Source organism: Streptomyces sp. NPDC090499, assembly GCF_044769305.1.
Lineage (GTDB): Bacteria > Actinomycetota > Actinomycetes > Streptomycetales > Streptomycetaceae > Streptomyces.
Genome location: NZ_JBIVXP010000003.1, coordinates 59811 through 82507, shown reverse-complemented (window position 1 = coordinate 82507; position 22697 = coordinate 59811). Strand labels below are relative to the sequence as shown.

The following is a 22697-nucleotide window of genomic DNA, read 5'->3' as shown; positions in this document are numbered from 1 at the left end:
AGACCGCAGAGAAAATTCTGCAAAGGAAATTCGGCAGACATCGGGGAAGGGTCGGGGAGGCTCAGGGATGTCTCAGGGTTCTCCGGGTTACGGTGGCCGCATGACCGACGGCACGCCCCGCGGGGCCGGAGCACCCGAGCCCGCCGCCCCCGCCGAGCTGACCAGCCTGGAGCGCACCGCCCTCTACAAGTCCCTCGGCAACCCCCTGCGCCGCCGGATCCTCGACTACCTCGGCCGGCACGGCGAGGCGAACTCCACCGTGCTCGCCCGCGAACTCGGCGAGAGTTCCGGCACCACCAGCTACCACCTGCGCAAACTCGCAGAGCAGAGGCTCATCGAGGAGATCCCCGAGAAGTCGGGCGGCCGGGAACGCTGGTGGCGGAGCCTGCCGTTCAGCCACACCACACCCGACCCGGCGACGATGGCCCCGGACGAGTACGCCGCCGCACGCCGGCTCGCCGCACTCAAGATCGACGTCGATACCGAACTGTTCCGCCGCGCCCACCGGGAGTACCGCGGGCCGGAGGGGTGGGCGCAGGTGCAGCGGTACGGCACCTGGCTCACCCAGGACGAACTCCTCGCGTTCATGCGCGAGTACGAGGCCCTCCTCGGCCGTTACGCCCACTCCCGTGAGACCGCCGCCGAGGGGGCGCGCCAGGTCAGCATGCGTTTCTACGCGGTGCCCGAGCCCGTGGGAGAGTGGGAAAGTGAACCGACTGGCCCATGAGACGTCCCCGTACCTCCTCCAGCACGCCGACAACCCCGTCGACTGGTGGCCCTGGTCGGCCGAGGCCTTCGAGGTCGCGCGCGCCGCGAACAGACCCGTGCTGCTGAGCGTCGGGTACAGCTCCTGCCACTGGTGCCACGTCATGGCCCACGAATCCTTCGAGGACGAGGCCACCGCCGGCTACCTCAACGAGCACTTCGTCAGCATCAAGGTCGACCGCGAGGAGCGCCCGGACGTCGATGCCGTCTACATGGAGGCCGTGCAGGCCGCCACCGGGCAGGGCGGCTGGCCGATGACGGTGTTTCTCACCCCGGATGCCGAACCCTTCTACTTCGGCACCTACTTCCCGCCCGCCCCGCGGCACGGCATGCCCTCGTTCCGGCAGGTGCTGGAGGGGGTGCGGGCCGCGTGGGCGGACCGGCGGGAGGAGGTCGCCGAGGTGGCCGGGAAGATCGTCCGGGATCTCGCCCAGCGGGAGCTCGGGCATCAGGGCGGGCGGCCGCCAGGTGACCAGGAGCTGGCGCAGGCGCTGCTCGGGCTCACCCGTGAGTACGACCCGCAGCGCGGCGGATTCGGCGGTGCCCCCAAGTTCCCGCCGTCCATGGTCATCGAGTTCCTGCTGCGGCACCACGCCCGGACCGGTTCCGAGGGCGCGCTGCAGATGGCCGTGGACACCTGCGAGCGGATGGCCCGGGGCGGCCTCTACGACCAGCTCGGCGGCGGGTTCGCCCGTTACTCCGTCGACCGCGACTGGGTCGTACCGCACTTCGAGAAGATGCTGTACGACAACGCCCTGCTCTGCCGGGTGTACGCCCACCTGTGGCGGGCCACCGGGTCCGACCTGGCCCGCCGGGTCGCCCTGGAGACCGCCGACTTCATGGTCCGCGAACTGCGCACCGCCGAAGGCGGGTTCGCCTCCGCGCTCGATGCCGACAGCGACGACGGGAGCGGTCGGCACGTCGAGGGCGCGTACTACGTGTGGACGCCCGCCCAGCTCCGCGAGGTCCTCGGGGAGGACGACGCGGCGCTGTCCGCCCGGTACTTCGGGGTCACCGCGGAGGGCACCTTCGAGGAGGGGCGGTCCGTGCTGCAACTCCCGCAGCAGGAGGGCGTGTTCGACGCCGAGCGGATCGAGTCCGTCCGGCGGCGGCTGCTGGCCGCACGGGCCGAACGCCCGGCCCCGGGCCGGGACGACAAGGTCGTCGCCGCCTGGAACGGCCTCGCCGTCGCCGCGCTCGCCGAGACCGGCGCCTACTTCGGCCGCCCCGACCTGGTCGAGGCCGCCGTCGGCGCCGCCGACCTCCTCGTCCGGCTCCATCTCGACGACCGCGCGCGGCTCGCCCGCACCAGCCGGGACGGCAGGGCCGGCGCCAACGCCGGTGTGCTGGAGGACTACGGCGACGTCGCCGAGGGCTTCCTCGCGCTCGCGTCCGTGACCGGCGAGGGGGTCTGGCTGGAGTTCGCGGGACTCCTCCTCGACCATGTCCTGGCCCGGTTCACCGACCAGGAGAGCCCGGAGAGCGGGGCCCTGTACGACACCGCGGCCGACGCCGAGCAGCTGATCCGCCGGCCGCAGGACCCGACCGACAACGCCACGCCCTCGGGCTGGACCGCCGCCGCCGGTGCCCTGCTCGGCTATGCGGCCCACACCGGTTCCGAACCTCACCGGACCGCGGCGGAGCGGGCGTTGGGGATCGTGCGGACCCTCGGACCGCGCGTGCCGCGCTTCGTCGGGTGGGGGCTCGCCGTCGCCGAGGCGCTGCTGGACGGTCCGCGCGAGGTCGCGGTCGTCGGACCGGACGTGACGGATCCCCGCACGGCCGATCTGCACCGTACGGCGCTGCTGGGCACCGCGCCCGGCGCGGTGGTGGCCGTGGGGACGGTGGAGAGCGACGAGTTCCCGCTGCTCGCGGGGCGGCCGCTCGTCGGCGGGGAGGCGGCCGCGTACGTGTGCCGCAACTTCACGTGTGATGCGCCGACCGTTGAGCCGGAGCGGCTGCGGGCGGCACTGGGGGGCTGAAGGCCGCCGAAGTCCGGCGACGTCCGTGGACGTCTGTGGTGCGTTGCCGGCTGCGGGTGGGTGGGGGTTGCTCGGGCAGTTCCTCCCCCAGCCTCCGGCCGGGGGGTACCCCCGGCGCCCCTGACGGCGCGCTGTGTCCGTTGTCTTGAAACATGCCATTTATCAGCCGAGTTCACGCTCTTCACATCACCCTCATAGGATCCACCCCATGCCGTGACGGGTGTGACCCGCCGTCACGGTTGGGGCGGGATGGGTGTGAAGACTTTGTAAGTGAAGTTTGTGCTTTGTGTGATCGCCGTTCACCCGAGAGCCCCTAGCATCGCTGGAGCAGTGCCCGGTTCTGTCGTATTTCGGACCGTGGCAGTCATGTCATGTGGGGGGAGAGCACAACATTGTCCGAGTTCTTCGACCAGGTCTGGTCGTGGATCGTCGAGGCTGTGGGGGAGACTTCGTGGCGAGAGCTGATGCCGCTGGGGCTGGCCGGACTGTTCGTCTGGGCCCTGTGGCTGTACCGAGCGGTGCTCTCGCGGTTCGCCAAGCCGGTCGTCAACAACTTCCGTACCAGCGTCTCCGTGGTGGTCCCGGCCTACCGGGAGGACCCGGAGATCCTGCTGGAGTGCCTGGAGACCTGGCTCGCCCAGGATCCGGCCGAGATCATCATCGTTCCTGACGTCGAGGACCACGAGGTACTGCACCGGCTGTCGCTGGTGGAGGACCCCCGGGTCCGGGTGCTCGCCTTCGAGCACAGGGGGAAACGTTCCGCCCTGGGGGTCGGCATACGGGCCGCCACCAGCGAGCTCCTCGTCCTGGTGGACTCCGACACCCGCTGGGAGCCGGGGCTGCTCGACGCCGTGCAGATGCCGTTCGAGGACCCGGCGGTCGGCGGCGTGGGCACCCAGCAGAACGTCTACCAGCGCACCACCAGCGTCTGGCGCCGTGTCGCCGACTGGCTGGTCAACCTCCGTTACTACGACTACGTTCCGGCCATGGGCCGGGCCGGTGCCGTGGCCTGTCTGTCCGGCCGTACCGCCGCGTACCGCCGCGAGGCGGTCCTGCCGGTGCTGGAGAACCTGGAGAACGAGTTCTTCCTCGGCCGCCGCTGCGTGGCCGGCGACGACGGCCGGCTGACCTGGCTGGTGCTCGCCTCCGGCTACAAGACCGTGCACCAGTCCTCCGCGCGGGCCATCTCCATGTTCCCGTCGTCCTTCCGGGCCTTCGTGAAGCAGCGCGTCCGGTGGAGCCGCAACTCCTACCGGTGCTACCTCACCGCGCTCTACAAGGGCTGGCTGTGGCGGGTCCCGCTGGTCACCAAGATCACCGTGCTGCAGATCCTGCTGACCCCGGTGACCATGGGCATGGCCCTCGGCTATCTGCTGCTCAGCCGGCTGGACTTCAGCCCGCGCGGTGTCGTCCTCACTTTGATCTGGCTGCTGCTGGGCCGTGCCGTCCGCGGCTACTCGCACCTGCGCAGGCACCCGCAGGAGATCCTCCTGCTGCCGCTGACGGCCGTCGTGGTCATCATGATCTCGCTGCCGATCAAGCTCTACGCATTCGTCACCATCAACAAGCAGGGCTGGCTCACCCGCACCAGCACCAGCATCGGAGGCGAGGGCCAGAGCGCGGCCACGCTCTCCGGATCCGCCGGCGGCGGCCAGAGCCACACCGCACTCCAGCCCGAGGTGATCTGACGCCATGACGACCCCCCTCATGACGCATCCCACGAAGAAGAGAAGACCCGGCCCCGGCACCCGGCTGCGCCGGGCCGGTGCCAGGACGGCGGCCCTGCTGGGCGCCTTCGCGGTGGCGGCGACGCTGCTGCTGGGCGCCTCGGCCACGGCCCACGCCGGCGGGGACGGCGACAAGAAGCAGCAGCCGGCCGCCGAGGACGCGGAGACCGAGGCCGCGCTGGTCGCGGACGAGGACCACCGGCTCAACCAGGTACGGGCGTTCAGCTCGGTGGCGCCCCTGCAGAGCACCAAGTGGACCGTGCCGTACCGGCTGGACACCGACAACGGGTACACCCTGGTACTCACCCAGCGCAGCAACGCCTACACCATCGCCGACCTGCTGAAGCTCGCCCCGCAGACCTTCGTGCGGCGCAAGGACGGCTCGTACCTGCTGACCGAGAACATCTACCTCAACGTCGGCGCCAAGCTGAAGCTGTCCAACCCCGGCGGCCTCACCCTGCGGATGGCCAGCAACCGCAGCGGCTTCGTCTCCATCGTCTCCTTCGGCGGCGAACTGACCCTCCAGGGCACCGCCCAGGCGCCGCTGACGGTCACCAGCTGGGACCCGCAGGCCAACAAGGCCGACAGCGACGTCCGGGACGGCCGCGCCTATATCCGCACCATCGGCGGCCAGTTCGAGATGGCGCACGCCAGACTCGCGAACCTCGGGTTCTGGAGCGGCCGTACCGGCGGGCTCAGCCTCACCGGCACCGACCGGCCGAACACCGGCTCGCTGGAGGACACCGGCCAGGTGCACGGCAAGACCGCGCGCGAACGGGCCGACGCCCAGGGCGACCAGGACGGCCAGGACTCCGGCAGCGGTGACGTCACCGCGATGCCCTCGGGCGAACTGACCACGCCCGACGCCCGGTTCTCCACCGGCGGTCTCTCCTACGTCTCCGGGTCGATCACGCACTCGACCATCACCGGCAACGCCTTCGGGATCTTCATCTCCAGCGCCACCGGGATCGAGATCAGCGACACGACCGTGGAGAACAGCCTGGAGGACGGGGTGGTCATGCACCGGTTCGTCTCCAGCTCGCTCGTGCAGCGCACGGTCGCCAAGGACAACGGCGGCGACGGCTTCATCCTCTCCCGGGCCACCCAGCAGGTGCGGGTCAGCGGCTCCACCGCCGAGGGCAACGGCGGCAACGGCTACACGCTCAGCGGCAAGCCCCTCGCGGACGGCCCCTCCGCCTCCGGGCAGGCCGTCGACAGCTACGGCTCCAACTCGGTCGCCAACAGCGTGGCCAAGGACAACGGCCGCTACGGCGTCGAGGTGCTCGGCGGCTTCGACGTCGGCGTGCAGAACAACCGCATCGAGGGCGGCGACATGGGCATCGTGGCCCGCCTGGCGTCGGACAAGGTGTCCATCACCGGCAACCGCCTGAGCGGCCAGAAGCGGCAGGGCATCTCGGTCCGCGACGGCGTCACCGACGCCACGGTCACCGGCAACATCATCGACGGGCCGCAGACCGGCGTCTACGTCCGCGACTCGGCCGCCGAGATACGCGGCAACACCGTCCAGGACGCCACCAACCACGGCGTCAGCCTGGTCGGCGGCGTGGACGGCACCACGGTCTCCTTCAACGTGATCGGCGGGGTCGGTCCCAGTGCAGTGGACTCCAGCCGCTCCCACGGCGGCGCCGACATCAAGGAGAACCAGACCTTCGCCTGGTACGACACCAGCTCCTTCTGGGTCAAGGTCAAGCACTACGCCAGCCCGATGACCCTGCTGTGGACGGGCATCCTGCTCCTCATCCTGTTCTCGGCCGCCATGGGCCGGCGCAGGCGGCGAGCGGCCGGGCAGGGTGCGCGCATCGTGCACCCGTACTCCGACAAGGCGCCGCTGCCCGCCCCGCCGCCGAACGAGGTCGCCGTGGTCGGCCGCCGCCGGGAGCCGGTGATGAGCGAATGAGCGAGGACACCCCGGCAGTGCCGCCCGGCGGCGGCGTTCCGGGCGACGGTGGTCCGCCCGACGGCGGTGCTCCGGGCGACGGCGGCGGTGCTGCACCGGCCGAGTCCGCCGCCGAGCGGGCGCGCCGGATCTGGCTCGCCGGCGGGCTGCCGCTCTGGGTGGCCTCGGCCGCCCTGCTGATCTCGGTGGTGGCGCTGATCGTGGCGGGCGTCTCGGCCGGCGACGACCGGTCCGTCGTGTACGGCGCCGGCCCCACCGCCGGCCCCACCATCCCGGTCGCCGAACCCACCGACGACGGGGACGACACCGGCGACCCCGGTGATGCCGGCGCCACGTCCTCCGGTCCGGCACCGGGCGACACGGCGGCCTCCGGACCGGCCACGCCCACCGCGACCGGTCCGGCCGTCGCCTCCGGTCCGGTGAAGTGCCCGGCCGCCACCGTCACCGTCAGCGACGCCAAGTCCCTGAAGGACGCGCTGGACCAGGCCCGGCCGGGAGACGTCATCGAGATGCGGGACGGGGTCTACTCGGACCGCTTCACGGCCGCCACCCCCGGCACGGCGGACCGCCCGATCTTCCTGTGCGGCGGTCCCGGCGCGGTGATCGACGCCGGCGGCGTCGACGGCGGCTACGCCTTCCACCTCGACGGCGCGAGCCACTGGCGGCTGATCGGCTTCACCGTGCGCAACGGCCAGAAGGGGGTCATGGCCGACAAGGTCCAGGGCACCGTCGTCCAGGGCCTGACCGTCGAGAACATCGGCGACGAGGGCATCCACCTGCGCGACTTCAGCTCCGGGAACGTGGTCGAGAACAACACCGTCCGCGCCACCGGCAAGCGCAAGGAGCAGTTCGGCGAGGGCATCTACGTCGGGTCCGCGGAGTCCAACTGGTGCACCGTCACCGACTGCAAGCCCGACAAGAGCGACGACAACGTGATCCGCGGCAACCACGTCAGCGACACCACCGCGGAGTCCGTCGACATCAAGGAGGGCACCGCCGGGGGCTCCCTCGTCGGCAACACCTTCGACGGCGCCGGCCTCAGCGGGGGGCACGACGACTCCTGGGTCGACGTCAAGGGCAACGGCTGGCTGATCAAGGGCAACGTCGGTCGGCACTCCAACGAGGACGGCTTCCAGACCCACCGGATCCTCGACGGCTGGGGCACCGGAAACGTGTTCCAGGGCAACACGGCACAGGTGGACGGCCCCGGCTACGGCTTCCACTTCGCGCCCGTCGAGAACAACAAGGTCACCTGCGACAACAAGGTCACCGACGCGGCGAAGGGCCTCGCCAACGTCGCCTGCTCCTCCTGACGGCGTGGGGCCCGGTCCGCACCCGGGCCCCGCATGGTCGCGGCTCCCGCTCTTCCCACCACCGCACCCACGCGTGTCTTTGGCATGCGCGCAGCCAGCTCGGAAATCCCCTCGGAGGCATCATGGACACTCTTCCCGCCACCACCCACGGCACTGAATCCACCGTCGGCGCCGGCGCTCCCCGTCTCACGGTCATCGGCACCGGCTACCTGGGCGCCACGCACGCCGTGTGCATGGCGGCGCTCGGCTACGAGGTGCTGGGCGTCGACGTCGACCCCGGCAAGATCGAGCTGCTGAGAGCGGGGGAGGTGCCGTTCTTCGAGCCAGGACTGCCCGAGCTCCTGGTCAAGGCCCAGGAGTCCGGCCGGCTGCACTTCACGACCAGCCTCGCCGAGGCCGCCGAGTTCGGCGACATCCACTTCGTCTGCGTGGGCACCCCGCAGCAGCCCGGCTCCTACGCCGCCGACCTGACCTACGTGGAGGGCGCGGTGACCGAGCTGGCCCGGCACCTGAACCGCCGGGCCCTGGTGGTCGGGAAGTCGACGGTGCCGGTGGGCACCGCGGCCCGCCTCGCGGAGCTGGTCCGCGCCACCGCCCCGGCCGGGGACGCCGTGGAGCTGGCCTGGAACCCGGAGTTCCTGCGCGAGGGCTTCGCGGTCGAGGACACCCTGCACCCCGACCGCCTGGTGTTCGGCACCGAGTCCGCCTGGGCGGAGCAGCAGCTGCGCGCGGCGTTCGCGCCCGTCATCGCCCAGGGCACCCCGGTCGTGGTCGCCGACCTGCCGACCGCCGAACTGGTCAAGGTCGCCGCCAACTCCTTCCTGGCCACGAAGATCTCGTACATCAACGCCATGGCGGAGGTCTGTGAGGCCACCGGCGCGGACGTGCACCGGCTGGCCGAGGCCCTGTCCTACGACGACCGGATCGGCGGCCGGTTCCTGAAGCCGGGGCTCGGCTTCGGCGGCGGCTGCCTGCCCAAGGACATCAGGGCGTTCATCCACCGCGCCGAGGAACTGGACGTCGCCCAGGCGGTCGCCTTCCTGCGCGAGGTGGACGCGATCAACCAGCGCCGCCGCGCCCGCACCGTGGACCTGGTCCGCGAGCTGGTCGGCGGGGACCTCGCCGGGACGAGGGTGGCCGCGCTCGGGGCGGCCTTCAAGCCCAACTCCGACGACATCCGCGACGCCCCGGCGCTGGACGTCGCCGCCACCCTGCACCGGGCCGGCGCCCGGGTGACGGTCTACGACCCGGTGGCGATGGACAACGCCCGCCGCGTCCACCCCGAGCTGGACTACGGGACCGACGCGCTGCAGGCCGCCGCGGGCGCCGACGTCGTGGTCCTGCTCACCGAGTGGACGCAGTTCCGGGAGATCGACCCGGAGGCCATGGGCGCCGTGGTGAACCGGCGCCGGGTCGTGGACGGCCGGCACGCCCTGGACCCCGCCGAGTGGCGCGCGGCCGGCTGGGAGTACCGGGCGCTGGGCCGCAGCTGACCGCGAACCGGCGCCGGTTCAGGCGAACTCGGCGAGGGCGCGCGCCACGATGGCCTCCAGCTGCTGGTGGTGCGCGCCCTTCCAGTACGCGCGGCCGCACTCCGCGCACTGCGCGAAGACGTCGTACGACTTCTGCGTCCCGCCCTTCAGCTGGTCCGCCACCTCGTCCTTCGTGGCCTCCTTCAGCAGGCCGTTGCAGGCGGTGCAGCGGGTCCAGGGGCGCAGGTCGGGGGCGAACCGGTCGAGGACGTCACGGAGCTGTTCGTCGGGTCCTGTGCTGTAGACGTAGCCGCCGGCCCAGAGCTCGCGGCGGCGCAGCAGGCCCCGGTCGCGGCTGAGCAGGACGCGTTTCTCGGCCGCCGAGCGGGCGGCGAGGGCAGGGTCGCCGATGTCCGTCGACTCGTAGGCCGTGTCGACGCCGAGCAGGCGCAGGCGGCGGGCGAGGGTGCCGAGGTGGACGTCGAGGAGGAAGCGGAGCGGGGCGCCGGGGACGCGCTGGGGGCGGGTGACCGGGCGTACGGTCACCCGCTCGCCGTGTGCCGGGACGTGGGCCACGGGGACCTCCCGGCCGTCGACCACCAGGGCGCCCACCTCGGTCAGGGGGACGCCCAGGGACTCGATGACGTGGCCGAGGGTCGAGACGCCGTCGACGGCGAGGGGATGGACGCCGACACGGCGGGCGTGCGGGACGAACAGGGCCAGCTCGGGGGCGACTTCGACCTGGATCTCGGAAGCGTTCACCTGGTCAGGATGGCACGGGTGGCGGCCGTGACCTCAGTGGTTTTCCGGGGGCAGGCCGTGCTCGATGACGTCCAGGGCGCGGTCGACGAGGGCCTCGAAGTCGCCCTCGTGCGCGTTCTCCGCCCAGTACATCGAGACCTCCATCAGCCCGCCGATGAAGGACATCGCGTAGACCCGGACCTCCAGGCTGTCCGGGGAACGGCCGGTGCGCTCCCCGATGGCCTGGCAGAGCAGGCGCCCGGTGGACGACATGCTCTCCATCATCCGGGAGCGCACCGCGGGGACCTCGACCATCAGCCGGGTACGCAGCCGGGAGACCACCGGATCGTCCTTGACGCCCAGCCGGATCGCCCGGTGCATCACGTAGCGGAGGGACGTCGGCCACGGCTCGTCGGCGGGCCGTGACCGGAGCTCTTCCATGATCAGCAGGTCGTACTCGTCCGTGAGGACGATGTCCTCCTTGGTCGGGAAGTACCGGAAGACCGTCGACGGCGACACCTCGGCACGCTCGGCGATCTGCTCGATCGTCGTGGCGTCCCAGCCCTGCTCCTCGACCAGCGCGTACGTGGCCCCGCGGATGGCCTCGCGGGTCTTGATCTTCTTCCGTTCGCGGAGGCCGGGCTGGGGGGAGGTGTGCGGTGCCGTCATGCTGGTCATTGTCCGGCATCGGCGGTGGCGGGGGCCACGGCCGGGGAATCGTTCCCTTCGGTGGGGCGCTCGGCGGGGGAGTTGGGCAGGAGCGCGGCGGCCAGCAGGGCGGTGGCGAGCGCGGCGATGCCGCAGACCAGCAGGACCAGGCCCATGCCGTGCACGTAGGAGGCGTTCGCGGAGGCGACGAGGTGGGCGGAGTCCGTCTTCTCGGCGACCAGGTGGGCGGCGACCACCGACTCGCCCGCGGTGTGGCCGAGCGGTGCGGGCAGCCCGGTGACGTCGAGGCGGTCGCGGAAGGTACTGGCCAGCAGGCTGCCGAGCAGGGCGATGCCGATCGCGCCGCCGACCTGGCGGGTGGTCATCAGCAGCCCGGAGCCGCTGCCGGCCCGGTCCGCGGGCAGGGCGCCGAGGGCGCCGTCCATGGCGGGGACCACCGAGAAGCCGAAGCCGAGGCCCGCGACGGAGAGCCACAGTGCGGTGAAGCCGTAGCCGTCGCTCACCGAGGTGCGGCTGCCGAGCAGGGCGGCGAAGGCGAGCACGACCAGGCCCGCGGCGACCACGGCGCGGGCGCCGAAGCGGGCGACGACCGGCTGGGCGGCCCGCGCGGCGACGATGAGGCCGCCCATCATGGGCAGCAGCCGCAGGCCGGTGCCGAAGGCGTCGTTGCCGAGGACCGCCTGGAGGTACTGCGGCAGCACGAACAGCAGGCCGGACAGCACGAACATCACGAGCGTGGCCGCGAGGGTGTTGAGCAGGAAGCCGCGGTGGGTGAGGAGCTCCATGTCGAGCATCGGGCGGTGGGCCCGGCGCTCGCGCAGCACCAGAGCGGTGACGAGGACGGCGGCGACCGCGAACAGGGCGAGGACCAGCGGGTCGCCCCAGCCGCGGCCGGGGGCCTCGATGATCGCGTAGACCAGGGCGCCGAGGCCGATCGCGGTGAGCGCGGTGGAGAGGGTGTCGACCTTGGGGGAGGCGGGGTCGCGGGTCTCGGGGAGCAGGAAGACGCAGGCGGCGACGCCGATGGCGGCCATCGGCACGTTGATCAGGAAGACCGAGCCCCACCAGAAGTGGTTGAGCAGGAAGCCGCCGATGATCGGGCCGAGCGGCAGCCCGAGCGCCGAGGCGGCCGAGACGATGCCGACGGCCCGGGTGCGCTCGGCGGGCCCGAACAGCGAGGGCAGCACGGACATCGCGAGCGGCATGACCAGGGCGGCGCCGACGCCCATGGCGGCGCGGGCGGCGATCACCCAGTTCACGTCGCCGGCCAGCGAGCCCATCACCGACCCGGCCAGGAAGATCAGCAGGCCCACGACCAGCATCCGGCGGCGGCCGAAGCGGTCGCCGAGGAGTCCGGCGGGGAGCATCAGCGACGCGAAGACGATGACGTAGGCGTCCGCCATCCACTGCTGCTGGCTGGTGGTGGCGCCGAGCTCCCCGGCCATCGTCGGGAGCGCCACGTTGAGGATCGTCGTGTCGAAGCCGAGCACCAGCATGCTCGCGACCAGGGCACCGAGGGCCCACCAGCGGCGGGGGTTCTGGTGCGTCTCTTCAAGATGAGTGACAGTAGCCATGAAATGAGAGTAGCTCTCAAAATCCAGTTGATGTCAATGGCGAGTCGATGTCGTAATGTGGAGGAGGGCATGAAAAAAGTGGCCACGGCTCGGGGAGCCGTGGCCACTTCGAGGAGCGGCGGTGGGGCTACGCGTGCTGGTAGGCCACCAGGGAGATGCCGACGTAGTGCACGACGAACGCGGCCAGCGTGAGGGAGTGGAACACCTCGTGGAAGCCGAAGTACCGCGGTGACGGGTTCGGGCGCTTGATGCCGTAGATCACGCCGCCCGCGCTGTAGAGCAGGCCGCCGACGACCACCAGGACCAGGACCGCGATGCCTCCGGTGCGCATGAAGTCGGGCAGGAAGAAGACCGCCGCCCAGCCCATCGCTATGTAGCAGGGCGTGTACAGCCAGCGCGGGGCGCCGACCCAGAAGACCCGGAAGGCGATCCCGGCCGCCGCGGCGCCCCAGATGCCCCACAGCAGCCACTGCCCCTTCGCTTCGGGCAGCAGCAGCATGGTCAGGGGCGTGTAGGTGCCCGCGATGATCAGGAAGATGTTGGCGTGGTCGAGTCTGCGCAGGATGCCGTCCATGCGCGGGCTCCAGTTGCCCCGGTGGTACAGCGCGCTCACGCCGAACAGCAGGCACGCGGTCAGGGCGAAGATCCCGCAGGCGATGCGGCCGCGCGGTGAGTCGGCGAGGGCGGTGAGGACGAGACCCGCCACGAGGACGGCCGGGAACATGCCCAGGTGCAGCCAGCCGCGCAGCTTGGGCTTGACCTGCTGTGACAGGGAGGAGAGCGCGGCGGGGCCACGGCCGGCGGCCGGCGAGTCCGTGGGCGCGTCGGGGACGGGCGCAGTCATGAAGGGCATCGTACCTACGGAACCGTAGGTTACGGATCAGTCCCGCTCCATGACCGGCCGAGAGTGGCCATCGTCTCACGGAGCCTCGGTTGCGCTCACATCGGTGGGCAAAAAGACCTTGAGGCGAACTCAATGTGGACGCAAAGAAACGCAGGTGGACCCAGAAACCGTGGCCTTCCTCACGTCGCTCATCTGTGACTCCCTCTGGACAGATGGGAGATCGAGTCGGAGGATCAAATGAGTGCGGTCGGCACCGGATGAGCGGCTACGAAGCATCCGGGTCGCAGCCCCCACGGGGCAACAAGGCCTGAAAAAGGGCCACAAGATCAAAAATCCCTCATTTAGGAGCAATCGTGGCGCGCGACAACGCGGCTCCCACCGTCATCCCCACCCACCATCAGGAACTGGTCTCGTGGGTCAACGAGATCGCCGAACTGACGCAACCGGACAGCGTGGTCTGGTGTGACGGATCCGAGGCCGAGTACGAGCGCCTGTGCGAGGAGCTCGTGGCGAAGGGCACCTTCAAGAAGCTCGACCCGATCAAGCGCCCCCACTCCTACTACGCGGCCTCCGACCCGACCGACGTCGCCCGGGTCGAGGACCGCACGTTCATCTGCTCCGAGCAGGAGCAGGACGCCGGCCCGACCAACCACTGGAAGGCCCCCGCCGAGATGCGGGAGATCTTCGCGGGCGAGAAGGGCCTGTTCCGCGGCTCGATGAAGGGCCGGACGATGTACGTCGTCCCGTTCTGCATGGGCCCCCTCGGCTCGCCGCTGTCCGCCCTCGGCGTGGAGATCACGGACTCGGCGTACGTCGCCGTCTCGATGCGCACGATGACGCGCATGGGCCAGGCCGTCCTCGACGAACTCGGCGACGACGGCTTCTTCGTGAAGGCCGTCCACACCCTCGGCGCGCCCCTCGCGGAAGGAGAGGCGGACGTGGCCTGGCCGTGCAACCAGACCAAGTACATCTCGCACTTCCCCGAGTCCCGCGAGATCTGGTCCTACGGCTCCGGCTACGGCGGCAACGCCCTGCTCGGCAAGAAGTGCTACGCCCTGCGCATCGCGTCCGTCATGGCGCGCGACGAGGGCTGGCTCGCCGAGCACATGCTGATCCTCAAGCTCACGCCCCCGCAGGGCGAGTCGAAGTACGTCGCCGCAGCCTTCCCGAGCGCCTGCGGCAAGACGAACCTCGCCATGCTGGAGCCCACCGTCTCCGGCTGGACCGTCGAGACCATCGGCGACGACATCGCCTGGATGCGGTTCGGCGCCGACGGCCGCCTCTACGCGATCAACCCCGAGGCCGGCTTCTTCGGCGTCGCACCCGGCACCGGTGAGCACACCAACGCCAACGCGATGAAGACGCTGTGGGGCAACGCGGTCTTCACCAACGTCGCGCTCACGGACGACGACGACATCTGGTGGGAGGGCATGACGGAGGAGCTCCCGGCCCACCTCACGGACTGGAAGGGCAACGACTGGACGCCGGGCTCCGAGACCCCGGCCGCCCACCCCAACGCCCGCTTCACCGTCCCCGCCGCCCAGTGCCCGATCATCGCGCCGGAGTGGGAGGACCCGAAGGGCGTGCCGATCTCGGCGATCCTCTTCGGCGGCCGCCGCGCCACCGCCGTCCCGCTGGTCACCGAGTCCTTCGACTGGAACCACGGCGTCTTCCTCGGCGCCAACGTGGCCTCCGAGAAGACCGCCGCCGCCGAGGGCAAGGTCGGCGAACTGCGCCGCGACCCGTTCGCGATGCTGCCGTTCTGCGGCTACAACATGGGCGACTACATGGCCCACTGGATAGACGTGGCCAAGGACAAGGACCAGGCCAGGCTGCCGAAGATCTACTACGTCAACTGGTTCCGCAAGAACGACGCGGGCAAGTTCGTCTGGCCCGGCTTCGGCGAGAACTCCCGCGTCCTGAAGTGGATCGTGGAGCGGCTGGAGGGCAGGGCCGAGGGCGTGGAGACGCCGATCGGCGTGCTGCCGACGCGGGAGTCCCTGGACACCGACGGGCTGGACCTCGACGACAGCGACCTCGACTTCCTGCTGACCGTCGACAAGGAGGTCTGGCGGGAGGAGGCGGCGCTCGTCCCCGACCACCTCAACACCTTCGGCGAGCACACGCCGAAGGAGCTGTGGGCCGAGTACCGGGCGCTGGTGGAGCGGCTCGGATAAGTCCCCTCCGGAAAGACTCCGCGGCCGGTTGGGGGATGTGCCCTGACCAGCGATCGTCACGACCGGCCGCGGTGTGAGACCGGCGAGGCTGCGTACAACGGCGTGCGCGGCTCCTGGGCCTGTCGTCACCTGCTCCCGTCCGCCCCGACGGGAGCCCGGTGGCGACAGGCCTTCGCCTGGGTGCGGGCCTCACCCGCGCGGGTGGATTCCTGCGGCCGGTGAGCGCAAGACGGCTCGTGGCGAGCCGACTTGTGGACCGGCGTCGGAACGCTGTCGCCCATGCTCACACCTCAGGTTCGATCGTTCACACCTGGTGTTCGATCACTCACGGTCCGAGCCGGCACCGTGGCAGCCACCCTCCTGGCGCTGCTCCTGGCCCTGCCCGGCACCGCGGTCGCCGCTCCCGGCGACCTGGACCCCGCCTTCGCCGGCGACGGCACGGTCCTCACCGACTTCGGCGGCGACGACTCCGCCGCCGACGTGGCGGTGCAGTCCGACGGCAGGATCGTCTCCGTCGGCACCTCCTTCGACAACTCCGCGTCGGAGGGCGACTTCGCGCTGACCCGGCACAACGCCGACGGCTCCCTGGACACCACCTTCGGCGGCGACGGCAGGGTGACGACCGCCGTCAACAACCTGCCGTCGAGCGAGGGCCTCCAGTGGAGCGAGGCGCACGCCGTCGCCCTGCAGCCCGATGACGGCAACATCGTGGTGGCGGGCAGCAGTTGGCGAGGGCCCGAGAACTGCTGCTGGTTCACGCTGGTCCGGTACAGGGCGAGCGACGGCTCGCTGGACACGAGTTTCGGCAACGGCGACGGCCGGGTGTTCACCGACTTCGGCGTCCCCGAAGAGGCCACCGACGTGGTGGCGCTGCCCGGCGGCAAGATCGTCGCCGCGGGCTATGTCGGCGGCGATGCCGCGGTGGCCCGTTACAACGCCGACGGCTCCCTGGACACCACCTTCGGCGGTGACGGCAAGGTGACCACCGCTCTGGGCGACTCTCTCCAGGAGGGCGGCGACGTGCGCGCCCTGGCCGTGCAGCCCGACGGCAAGATCCTGGTCGCGGGCGAGGTCGGGACGACCCGCTTCGACTTCGTGCTCGTCCGCTACAACACCGACGGCAGCCTCGACACCGGGTTCGGTACCGGCGGCATCCAGCGCACCGACTTCGGTGACTACGACTCCGCGGAGGCGCTCGCGATCCAGCCCGACGGCAAGATCGTCGCCGCCGGTTCGAGCGGTGGCAGGGTCGCACTCGCCCGCTACAGCACCAACGGCGCCCTGGACCCGAGCTTCGACGGAAACGGCCTGGTCGTCACCCCCGGCGGCGGCGCCCAGGACATGAAGCTGCAGAGCGACGGACGGATCGTCGTCGCCGGCAACGGGCCGGGCGGCTTCAACGTCCTGCGGTACAACACCGACGGCGGCCTGGACAGCGGCTTCGGCAACGGCGGCCGGACGGCCACGAGCTTCGGCGGCAGCGATGCCGCCCACGGCGTGGCCGTGCAGTCCGACGGACGGATCGTCGCCGCCGGCCAGGGCGGACCGGACAACGACTTCGCCCTGGCCCGCTACCTGGGCGGCGGAGGCAGCACACCCCCGCCCCCGCCGCCGCCCAGCGCGGACCTCTCCGTCACCAAGACGGGCCCGTCCACCGTGACCATCGGCGACCGGGCCACCTACACCGTCCGCGTGACCAATGCGACCGCCTCCACCGCGTCCGCCACCGGCGTCACACTGACCGACACCCTCTCCGGAGCGGGCGCGACGCTGATCTCGGCCACGCCCTCCCAGGGCAGCTGCACCACCACCGCCACCGGCGCGACCTGCGCCCTCGGCACCCTGGCCCCGGGCGCCGGCGCCACGGTCACGGTCGTCGCCGAACCCCGCGCCACCGGCACGCTCACCAACACGGCCGCGGTCACGGCCACCCAGACCGACCCGGCCACGGGCAACAACACCGCCACCGCGACCGGCACCGTCAACAACTCCCGGGGCTGCACCATCATCGGCACCAGCGGAGCCGACACCCTCAACGGCACCCTCCGCAACGACGTGATCTGCGGCCTGGGCGGCAACGACACCCTCCGCGGCAACGACGGCACCGACACCGTCTACGGCGACTACGGCAACGACACCATCGACGGCGGCGCCGGCAACGACACGCTCTACGGCGGTCCGGGCAACGACACCGTGAACGGATCCGCCGGCAACGACCGTGTCGTCACCACCGACGGGGTGTCAGGCAACGACACCGCCAACGGCGGTGCCGGCTTCGACACCTGCACCACCGACCCGGGTGACGGCCGCATCAGCTGCCCCTGAGCCCCCGTTCCGGCCCGGCCCCTCGCGCGCACGCGGGGGGCCGGCTCAGTTGTTGCGGTCCTCCAGGTACCGCGTGTGCGTCTCCTGGCGCCTGGCCTCCGCGTCCCGCAGCCCGGCCGCCAACTGCTCGGCCTCCTCCTTAAGGAGGGACAGCTGGCGTTCCAGATGCCGCTCCGGCGGCTCCTGGCCGGGCGTCAGACGCGTCCACCACCGCGTCCGCACGAAGCTGTCGACCGCCTCCGGGATGTCCTGCCGGACCGTGCGCGACAGGACGTGGACGCCCTCCGGGTCCTGGGCCAGGAGCTCGGCGGCCCAGCCGGGGTCCAGCAACGCGGTGAGCAGGTCGGTCAGTTCGGCGAGCCGGGCCTCCGTCGAGGCGGGCAGGCCGACCTCTGCCAGATAGGTCTCCAGCTTGCGGAAGTCGGCCCGTACCTCCTCCAGCTGGGCGGAGGGCGTCGGGAAGTCCGGCAGCGGCGGCCGCTCCGGCGGGGCGATCAGCGCGCCCGCGCCGTACAGGCCCGCCACCACCACCGGCCAGTACGTGCCCGCCACCCCCGTGAAGGTCAGGACCAGGCCGACGAGACCGGCCCCGCTGCCCGTGAGGTTCTTACGGGATTCGAGGTAGGCGAGAGCCTTACTGGTAGCCACGGATCTCCTCGAAGGCGCCGTCCAGGGAACCCTGTTGGGCGTCGAAGAGACGGCCGCCGGTCAGGTCGGCGATGTGCTGGAGCTCGGTGCGGGAGGAGTCGCCGAAGAGGATGGGGAAGACCGGGATCTGCTGCCGGTCGGCGGAGAGCTTGTGGTAGAAGTCGTCGAAGTCACCGGCCTTGGCGCCCGTGGTGTTCTCGCCGTCGGTCATCAGCACGATCGACGTGAAGGCGTCCGCGGAGGTGTTCAGCCGGCCGTACGCCTTCTCCAGCGAGGTGTAGATCGCCGTGTTGCCGTCGGCGTGCAGGGCGTCGGTGTCCTTGCGGATCGCGGCGAGGTCGGACTTGTCGTCGACGACGTGGGTGCTGACGCTCTTCACGGCCGAGCCGAACGGCATCAGGGTGACCTCCTCGCGGTTGCGGAAGTCGCTGGTCAGGCCGGTGAGGGCGGCCTTCAGGCGGGAGAGGCGGTCGCCCTCCATCGAGCCCGAGGTGTCCAGGACGTAGACCGTGCGGGAGGGCCGGCGCAGGTCGTTCTCGTAGGCCGAGATGAGCCCGTCGGCCACCGACCGGCTGCCGGGGAAGGGCAGTTCGCGGCGGCGGCTGGTGTCCAGGCCGGCGGCCGGGGCGACGGAGGCCACCACCGGGCGGCGGCGGGTGGTGTCCGTGATCAGCTTCTGCACGGCCGTGGTGCGCAGGTCCTCCGTGACCCGGCGGACGTCCTCGCGGGTGGCGGAGGAGGACGAGGCCAGCGAGGAGAACGGGTAGTCGGCGGTGACCACGCCGTCCTTCGGGCGGATCACGGTGAGACCGGGGATGCCCTGGAGCACCGACTCGTAGTTGAGCAGGGCGTCGACGTTGCCGCGCCGCTGGTAGGCCGAGGCCAGCCAGCCGGAGGAGCCCGAGGTCAGGGTCTGGCCCTTGAAGAACTTCTTCAGCCGGGGAGTCGCCTTCGTGACGTCGGCGTCCGTGAGCGCCGACTGGGCGCCGGAGAGCGCGGAGGCCACCGAGACCAGGGTGGCGAAACCGGAGTTGGAGCGGGCCGGGTCCGTCATGCCGTACGTCAGCCTGCCGGCCTCCACGGCCTGCTCGACCTGGGACCAGGTGACGTCGGCCGGCTTCCAGCCCAGCGTCTGCACGGTGGTCGTCTTCACGCCGATCGCGACCGGGCTGGACATGATCGACGTCTCGGAGACGACCTTCTTCGCCGCCTCGGGGCGCAGCCGCAGATAGTCGTCGGAGGACAGCCAGAGCGCGTCGTACCTGCCGTCCGTCTTCCCCTTCGCCAGCAGGTCGATGGCGTCCAGGGTGCCCATGTAGGTGGGCCGGATCGTGACGCCGGTGTCCTTGCGGACCCGGTCGAAGACGGCCGTCATGTCGCTGAGTTCGGAGGAGGCGAGGACGCGCAGGGTGCCCGGCTTCGGGGCCGTGGAGTCGTCGCCGTGGTCCTCGGAGGTGCAGCCGGTCAGGACGACGGCCGCCGCCGCGAGGAGGGCGAGGAGCGGGCGTCTGCTCATGCGGGGCCGCCCTCCAGTGCGCTCTTCGAGCGGCTGCGCTCCAGGTAGGCACTGGCCTGGTGGAGTTCGTCGGTCAGCGACTGCACGGTGGTCGCCATCACCTCGGTCGCCTGCACCTTGTAGGTGTCGATCGCGTCGAGGGTCCGGTAGATCTGCTGGAACGCGGCCCGCAGCGTCTCGGCGCCCACCGCCGGGTCAGCGGCGATCCGCTGGATCTCCCCGCTCTGGGTCGCGAGCATCTCGGCGTTGCCCCGGATCAGGTCCTCGGTCGTCCCGCGCAACGCGTTGACCTGCTCGATCACCTTCTTCTGGTTGTCGAGCGCGGAGGCCAGCATCACCGAGATCCGCAGCGCGGAGACGGTGGTGGTGGCGGCGCGTTCGACGCCCTTGATCAGCTCGTCGTTGTTGCGCCGTACGACGTCCATCGCGAGGTAGCCCTGCGCGGACACCGCGAGCTGGGTGAGCAGGTCCTGGTGCTTCTGCCGGACCGGGAAGAGCACGTCCGCCCGTACCGCGTCGGCCTCCTGGGGGTCCGGGATCCGGGCGACGTGCTGCTCGACGGCGGTGTCCAGGGCCTGGGTGAGCACGACGTACTCCTGGAGCTTGCCCATCGTCTCCCAGAGCCGCACCCGCTCCGTCTGCAACGCCGCGTTGTCCCGCCGCAGTTCGTCCTGGCCGCCGCGCAGCGAGCCCACGATCTTGTTCAACGTCCCCTGCGCGGACGCGTACTTGGCGACGTGGTCGCGGAGCTTGTTGCCGCCGGGCAGCCGGGACAGGAACTTGCGGCCCTTGCTCGCGGGCAGGTCGCGCGGGTCCAGGTCCTCCACGACCCGGCGGAGTTCGACGAGCGAGCCGGCCACCTTGGCCTGGGCGTCACCGCCCTTGTCGGGCAGGCTGCGCACGGCGCGCTCCAGCATGCGGTTCGACTGCGAGGCGGCGGTGCGCATCTCGCCGGCGCCGAGGCCGGTGATCTCGCCGACCTTGCTCGCGAACTCCGGGGACCGGGCGTCCAGGGCGGCGAGGTCCCGGACGTAGTCGGAGGCCCTGCGCGCCATGTCCGTACGGACGCCGTCGTCGACGGGCACCAGCCCGCCCGCCTTCTCCCGCGGCACGGGCACCACCGCCTCCGGCGGGGTCAGCGTGAAGACGTCGTCGCCGCTCAGCGTGGGCGGGTGCGCACCGCCGCTCGGCACCATCTTGTCGAAGTTGCTCACAGGGTCCCCCCGGGTCAGCCGCGCGCCCGGCGGGCCATCTCGTGCAGCACCGCGGAGGTGGGCACGGGCGCCTGCCGGACGCCGGTCAGTGTCTGGTTGAGGTAGGCGGTGTGGCCTGCGGTGGCCTTGACGAACTCGGCGGAGTCGCCCTGGGGCCGGAAGCCGTGTCTGACGGCGAGCCTGCGCAGGGTCGGGTCGGTGCTGAGGAGTTCGCCGAGCCGGCGGCCGGCGTCGTCGAGCGGTACGACGGTGTGGTCGCTGTTGACCGTGGTGTCCGGGTAGAGGACGACGAGGTCGTCGGCGCCCTGCTGCTCCCCGAGCAGCGAGACCACCTGCGACTCGTACAGGCACACCAGCGGGTTTCCGGCGCCGCTGACGAAGTCCCTGAACACCGAGTCGCTGCTGGGCTGTTGCGCTCCCTGCACGCTGACCAGCTTGTGCAGCAGCGGCGCGGTCCGCGCGACGTCCGCGTCACTCGCCACCACCTGCCCCCCGTTGGCGACATAGGAGGCGGCGGCGAGGTACAGCGCACCGGAGTTGGAGGTCTCCGGGTCCGTACTGGTGATGTACAGCGTCCCGGTCAGCTCCCCGTGCGCCTTTGCCCCCTTGAGCTGCTGCCAGGTCCGGTCGTGCCGGGCGGCGTCCAGGTAGGCGGCCATCTTCAGGGTCCCCTTGCCCTTGCCGTCGAGGACGGCGAGCCCGTTGGCGGCCAGCACCTCGGCCGCGCTGCGGTGGGCGACCACGACGAGGGGCGAGTAGAAGGGGCGGGGGAGGGGCTGGCGGGCATGGTACTTCGCGGCCAGCGTGTCGGCCGGCGCCGAACTGGACGGGAAGGCGAAGTCGTAGCCCTTCAGGTCCAGATCCTCCATGGCCCAGGATCCGGACGCCTCCGTCTTCACGGTGTAGCCCTTGGCGGCGAGGGCCTTCACCACATCGGGATCGGCGAAGAAGTCCGACTTCTCCGAACCGATCACACCACGCACGGTCTTCGTTGCCGTGCCCTTGTCATCCCCCTGCCGGCCTGCGACGACGGCAGCCACCACGCCACCGATCAGCAGCACCGCGAGGACGATTCCTGCGATACGTCTCACGAGGTGGAGAGTGCTCCCGGAATCCCTCAGTCCTGGGTGGAACGGATGAACGGGGGGTGAAGGGGGCGCCCCGGAACGAAACCGGAGCGCCGAAGTCCGCCGGGCGCCGTCAGACGGGGCCGTTCGGGTCGTTTCCTGCCTTGCCGTAGCGGCGGAAGGCGGAGGTCTCCACCTGCCAGGGGCCGAAGGGCACCATGTCGCCGTAGATATAAGGGTCCATGTGCCGGTAGCGGTTTCCGCACGGGTCGGAATGCACTTCGATCGTGCCCTTCCGGGGGTCGACGATCATGTAGTGGGCGATGCCCATGGCCGGGTATTCGCTGATCTTTTCGACGTAGTCATTTTCCGGGTTGGACGGTGAGACGATCTCGACGACGGCCAGCACCTGTGAGGCGTCGACAGCGAGACCCTCCTCGTCGAGCACGTCCTCGGGGATGACCACGGCGTCGGGGCGGCGCATGCGGGGTGCTCGATCTCCGGGCCGTTCTCGCACATGTAGCCGGGGTGGGTGACCTGGAGTTGGGTGTTCAGCTGATTGCGGATACGACTGATCGTGCCCTCACGCCGTTTCGACGGGCACATCATCGCCAGTATCGGGCCGGACGGTCCGATCTCGACGCTCCAGGTCCCTTCGAGCTGCTCGGCGTAGGCCCCGAGTTGCTCGGCGATCCCGCGCATCTTTGGGTAGTCCATGCCCATGACCTCAGCGTACTGACCTATG

General features: G+C 71.0%; 17 protein-coding genes. 8 read left to right on the top strand and 9 right to left on the bottom strand.

Features of this window, described 5'->3' with window-relative positions; all coding sequences use genetic code 11:
• The first annotated feature begins 100 nt into the window (after positions 1–100).
• The 6 genes from ACIQVL_RS12335 to ACIQVL_RS12310 all read left to right on the top strand — a co-directional run bounded on the left by ACIQVL_RS12335 (position 101) and on the right by ACIQVL_RS12310 (position 9198).
• A complete protein-coding gene (locus ACIQVL_RS12335; protein WP_403443617.1) occupies positions 101–727 on the top strand; it encodes an ArsR/SmtB family transcription factor in 627 nt (208 codons plus the stop codon).
• A complete protein-coding gene (locus ACIQVL_RS12330) occupies positions 708–2747 on the top strand; it encodes a thioredoxin domain-containing protein (RefSeq protein ID WP_403475263.1) in 2040 nt (679 codons plus the stop codon). Before ACIQVL_RS12335 ends, ACIQVL_RS12330 begins: the two co-directional genes overlap by 20 nt.
• A 392-nt stretch (positions 2748–3139) precedes the next feature.
• Complete coding sequence (locus ACIQVL_RS12325; RefSeq protein ID WP_403475262.1) at positions 3140–4435, top strand: glycosyltransferase family 2 protein; 1296 nt, start codon at positions 3140–3142, stop codon at positions 4433–4435.
• A gap of 4 nt (positions 4436–4439) precedes the next feature.
• Positions 4440–6392: a right-handed parallel beta-helix repeat-containing protein gene (locus ACIQVL_RS12320; RefSeq protein ID WP_403443625.1), complete on the top strand. Its 1953-nt coding sequence runs from the start codon at positions 4440–4442 to the stop codon at positions 6390–6392.
• Positions 6389–7705 (top strand): nitrous oxide reductase family maturation protein NosD, encoded by a 1317-nt coding sequence (locus ACIQVL_RS12315; RefSeq protein WP_403475261.1) that lies wholly within the window; start codon positions 6389–6391, stop codon positions 7703–7705. Before ACIQVL_RS12320 ends, ACIQVL_RS12315 begins: the two co-directional genes overlap by 4 nt.
• Positions 7706–7827: 122 nt before the next feature.
• Positions 7828–9198 carry a UDP-glucose dehydrogenase family protein gene (locus tag ACIQVL_RS12310; protein ID WP_403475260.1) on the top strand — a complete coding sequence of 457 codons (1371 nt, stop codon included), beginning with the start codon at positions 7828–7830 and terminating at the stop codon, positions 9196–9198.
• 18 nt (positions 9199–9216) lie between these two features.
• Here ACIQVL_RS12310 and ACIQVL_RS12305 read toward each other — a convergent pair whose 3' ends face one another.
• From ACIQVL_RS12305 to ACIQVL_RS12290, 4 genes are all read right to left on the bottom strand, one after another.
• Positions 9217–9939 (bottom strand): Mut7-C RNAse domain-containing protein, encoded by a 723-nt coding sequence (locus tag ACIQVL_RS12305; RefSeq protein ID WP_403443633.1) that lies wholly within the window; start codon positions 9937–9939, stop codon positions 9217–9219.
• A 33-nt stretch (positions 9940–9972) separates the two neighbouring features.
• Positions 9973–10596 (bottom strand): TetR/AcrR family transcriptional regulator, encoded by a 624-nt coding sequence (locus ACIQVL_RS12300; protein ID WP_403443636.1) that lies wholly within the window; start codon positions 10594–10596, stop codon positions 9973–9975.
• Positions 10593–12161 carry a DHA2 family efflux MFS transporter permease subunit gene (locus tag ACIQVL_RS12295; protein WP_403475259.1) on the bottom strand — a complete coding sequence of 523 codons (1569 nt, stop codon included), beginning with the start codon at positions 12159–12161 and terminating at the stop codon, positions 10593–10595. The genes ACIQVL_RS12300 and ACIQVL_RS12295 overlap by 4 nt, the downstream gene beginning before the upstream one ends.
• Positions 12162–12288: 127 nt before the next feature.
• A complete protein-coding gene (locus ACIQVL_RS12290) occupies positions 12289–13005 on the bottom strand; it encodes a hemolysin III family protein (RefSeq protein ID WP_403443642.1) in 717 nt (238 codons plus the stop codon).
• Between the two features lie 353 nt (positions 13006–13358).
• Between ACIQVL_RS12290 and ACIQVL_RS12285 the strand changes: the two genes are divergently transcribed.
• Together ACIQVL_RS12285 and ACIQVL_RS12280 are read left to right on the top strand one after the other, a co-directional pair.
• Positions 13359–15182 carry a phosphoenolpyruvate carboxykinase (GTP) gene (locus tag ACIQVL_RS12285; protein ID WP_403475258.1) on the top strand — a complete coding sequence of 608 codons (1824 nt, stop codon included), beginning with the start codon at positions 13359–13361 and terminating at the stop codon, positions 15180–15182.
• Between the two features lie 345 nt (positions 15183–15527).
• Positions 15528–17507, top strand: a complete 1980-nt coding sequence (locus ACIQVL_RS12280; RefSeq protein WP_403475257.1) for a calcium-binding protein — start codon at positions 15528–15530, stop codon at positions 17505–17507.
• 45 nt (positions 17508–17552) lie between these two features.
• Here the strand turns inward: ACIQVL_RS12280 and ACIQVL_RS12275 are convergent, their stop codons facing one another.
• The 5 genes from ACIQVL_RS12275 to ACIQVL_RS12255 all read right to left on the bottom strand — a co-directional run bounded on the left by ACIQVL_RS12275 (position 17553) and on the right by ACIQVL_RS12255 (position 22436).
• On the bottom strand, positions 17553–18155 hold the full coding sequence (locus ACIQVL_RS12275) for a hypothetical protein (RefSeq protein ID WP_403443650.1): 603 nt from the start codon (positions 18153–18155) through the stop codon (positions 17553–17555).
• Positions 18142–19671: a substrate-binding domain-containing protein gene (locus tag ACIQVL_RS12270; RefSeq protein ID WP_403475256.1), complete on the bottom strand. Its 1530-nt coding sequence runs from the start codon at positions 19669–19671 to the stop codon at positions 18142–18144. The genes ACIQVL_RS12275 and ACIQVL_RS12270 overlap by 14 nt, the downstream gene beginning before the upstream one ends.
• Positions 19668–20867, bottom strand: coding sequence for a toxic anion resistance protein (locus ACIQVL_RS12265; RefSeq protein WP_403443717.1), 1200 nt, complete (start codon positions 20865–20867; stop codon positions 19668–19670). Before ACIQVL_RS12265 ends, ACIQVL_RS12270 begins: the two co-directional genes overlap by 4 nt.
• 32 nt (positions 20868–20899) lie before the next feature.
• On the bottom strand, positions 20900–21976 hold the full coding sequence (locus ACIQVL_RS12260; RefSeq protein WP_403475255.1) for a hypothetical protein: 1077 nt from the start codon (positions 21974–21976) through the stop codon (positions 20900–20902).
• A 109-nt stretch (positions 21977–22085) separates the two neighbouring features.
• The gene (locus tag ACIQVL_RS12255; protein WP_403475254.1) at positions 22086–22436 is read right to left on the bottom strand and encodes a Uma2 family endonuclease; all 351 of its coding nucleotides are present in this window, start codon (positions 22434–22436) and stop codon (positions 22086–22088) included.
• Positions 22437–22697: the final 261 nt, after the last annotated feature.

Excerpts from the sequence above, each read along its gene's own strand:
- ACIQVL_RS12335 (WP_403443617.1), top strand. The coding sequence starts at position 101 with ATGACCGACGGCACGCCCCGCGGGGCCGGAGCACCCGAGCCCGCCGCC.
- ACIQVL_RS12320 (WP_403443625.1), top strand. The coding sequence starts at position 4,440 with ATGACGACCCCCCTCATGACGCATCCCACGAAGAAGAGAAGACCCGGC.
- ACIQVL_RS12315 (WP_403475261.1), top strand. The coding sequence starts at position 6,389 with ATGAGCGAGGACACCCCGGCAGTGCCGCCCGGCGGCGGCGTTCCGGGC.
- ACIQVL_RS12310 (WP_403475260.1), top strand. The coding sequence starts at position 7,828 with ATGGACACTCTTCCCGCCACCACCCACGGCACTGAATCCACCGTCGGC.
- ACIQVL_RS12300 (WP_403443636.1), bottom strand. The coding sequence starts at position 10,596 with ATGACCAGCATGACGGCACCGCACACCTCCCCCCAGCCCGGCCTCCGC.
- ACIQVL_RS12295 (WP_403475259.1), bottom strand. The coding sequence starts at position 12,161 with ATGGCTACTGTCACTCATCTTGAAGAGACGCACCAGAACCCCCGCCGC.
- ACIQVL_RS12290 (WP_403443642.1), bottom strand. The coding sequence starts at position 13,005 with ATGACTGCGCCCGTCCCCGACGCGCCCACGGACTCGCCGGCCGCCGGC.
- ACIQVL_RS12270 (WP_403475256.1), bottom strand. The coding sequence starts at position 19,671 with ATGAGCAGACGCCCGCTCCTCGCCCTCCTCGCGGCGGCGGCCGTCGTC.
- ACIQVL_RS12265 (WP_403443717.1), bottom strand. The coding sequence starts at position 20,867 with ATGGTGCCGAGCGGCGGTGCGCACCCGCCCACGCTGAGCGGCGACGAC.
- ACIQVL_RS12255 (WP_403475254.1), bottom strand. The coding sequence starts at position 22,436 with ATGCGCCGCCCCGACGCCGTGGTCATCCCCGAGGACGTGCTCGACGAG.